The organism is Neisseria sp. HMSC068C12, from assembly GCF_001814095.1.
Lineage (GTDB): Bacteria > Pseudomonadota > Gammaproteobacteria > Burkholderiales > Neisseriaceae > Neisseria > Neisseria perflava.
Window position 1 is genome coordinate 121313 of the sequence record NZ_KV814808.1, and the last position, 2083, is coordinate 123395.

General features: G+C 41.5%; 3 protein-coding genes. All 3 read right to left on the reverse strand.

Translation table 11 applies throughout. The features are described 5' to 3' along the window. A partial coding sequence (locus tag HMPREF2952_RS04435; protein ID WP_070695323.1) for a hypothetical protein occupies positions 1-369 on the reverse strand: 369 nt, incomplete at its 3' end. Positions 370-371: 2 nt separating this feature from the next. Then, entirely contained in the window at positions 372-665 is a 294-nt protein-coding gene (locus HMPREF2952_RS04440; RefSeq protein WP_070695324.1) for a hypothetical protein, read from the reverse strand. Beyond that, positions 662-2083: RHS repeat domain-containing protein (locus HMPREF2952_RS04445; RefSeq protein ID WP_283120697.1), on the reverse strand; the 1422-nt coding region annotated here is incomplete at its 5' end. The genes HMPREF2952_RS04440 and HMPREF2952_RS04445, both read right to left, overlap by 4 nt.

Sequence of the window (2083 nt, forward strand, 5' to 3'; positions counted from 1 at the left end):
TGTGCTTTTATATATATCTGTATAGAAATAAATTCTATTACCTTTTATCTCTTTCAGATAAACCAAGTCTTCGATACCCCCAATATACTCAATTGATAAATCATCTAAATTTAATGTTGCAAGCCTAAATCCAACAACGCAAAATCGTCTAATGAAAACTGGAATATATATTTTTCTATTGAAATACAATAAAGGCCCTCCAAACCCCTGTTCTTTAATAATAACTTGACCGTTAATGGATAGACTTCCAACTAAGGGAGAACCTTGATTTACTTCCATCAAATCAAGGTAACTGACTTCCCATTTGTCAAACAAAGATTTTTCTTGAAAGTCCAAAGGAGTTTCATTCAAAGTTTTTAATTTAGACATTTTTATATTTTTCTTGTCAAAGAATTGAAATCTTCTTCTAATTCTACAAGGAGTTTACCAACTTCATTATTAAATGGCCAAGAATCAATTACTATCCGAGACAATAAAAATTCTTTTCCTTTTTTTTGTTGAAAAATACTTTCTGAATTTAGATAATTAATCATGTCATATAGTTCATTTTTTATAGAAATCAACTGCTGTTTATTTGTATAACTATATTCATCACAATTATTAATCATTTTATCAATTTCGACTAAAACTATATTAATCTTTTTTATAAATTGCTCCTGATTCATTGTCTTATTAACCTTTCTAAGTCATTAATATATTTTTGTGTTTGTCCACCAGGCAACCCCAAACCTTGAGGTGCAGCTTTACCTTCAATAATAGTTGTTCCTGGTTTCACTTTAAATTGAGCAATATTAGTCATGTGGTTCCATTTTGGTTTGACTGCGAGGCTACTTCTGGTAGCAGGGAATGTTTCAAATAAATAACGACCTTTAGCTTGAGCATTTATTCCGTCAAAGTACCTTAATCCATATTCACTAGTTCCTGCCGAACGTACTTTAATCGTTTCTCTATCAAAAGATTCTAAAATTTGTTTCCTATATTTTCTTGGAACTCCTTGTGATTTTAAATATTTAGATGCTTCTTTTACACCTTGATATGGATTTGGTGTTTTCGATCTTGATGAGCATTTGCTTAAACCAAGAGGGTCAACCCAGTCCTGAGCATTCGGCGCAAACTGATACAGATTGTCTCCGCCTGAAAGCCCAATCGGATCCTGATTCACAAACCGCCCGATGTTCGGTTCGTAATACCTGAAGAAATTGTAATGCAGCCCCGTCTCACGGTCGCAATACTGGTTTTGCAGGCGGAAGGGTTGGTGAGCAGTTCCCGTTACGTTCGTTTCGCTCCTCAGTTTGCCCCAACCGTAATAATCGCCGAACCAAACCAGATTGCCGTCCTTATCGGTCATCTCTCTCGGGATGCCGATTTGGTCGCAGTGGAAGTAGTGGATTTGTTGTCTGCTTTCGCCGTCTTCGGTTGTCCAATTGCGGACCTGCGCCAGCGGTTCGTAGGAGTCTTGGTCGGTGTAGAGATAGGTATACCTGCCGTCCGGGTGGACTTCCTGCAGCAAATGGCTGCCGTCCCAAACGAATCCGGTTTCTTCTTCGAGGCCGTCTGAAACTTCTTCGTTTTTCAGACGGCCTTTGCCTATCCTTCTGCCCAAGGCATCGTAGGTGTAGGCCCAAGTTTCTTTGCTGCCGTCTTTTTTGAAGATTTCGGCTTTAACCAGTTGGTCATGCAGATCGTAGAAGTAGTTCTGCACTTCGCCGTCGGCCAGCTCGCGGTGGATCAGGTTGCCGAAGCCGTCGTAGTAATAGCTGCTGCCGTTGTATTCTTTAAGACGGTTGTCTTGAACGGTAGGGCTGTTGTGATCGGACAGGATATTGTGCGCAGGGTCGAAGGCGAACCGTTCGCTGCCGGCTTTGGTGATTCGACCGAGTCTGTCGAACTCGAAATGCGTCGTGCCCGTCCGTTGGTCGGTACTGTGGACCAGGTTGCCGGTACGGTCGTAGCCGTAGCTGCGTTTGACGGCGGTTTGACCATAGCCCGCCGCTACTTTGTTTTTGCCTTTGCCGCCTTCGGTCAATTCATTGAGTGCGGCAATTTGCCTTTTCAGACGGCCTAAGGGATCGAGTTCGTAACG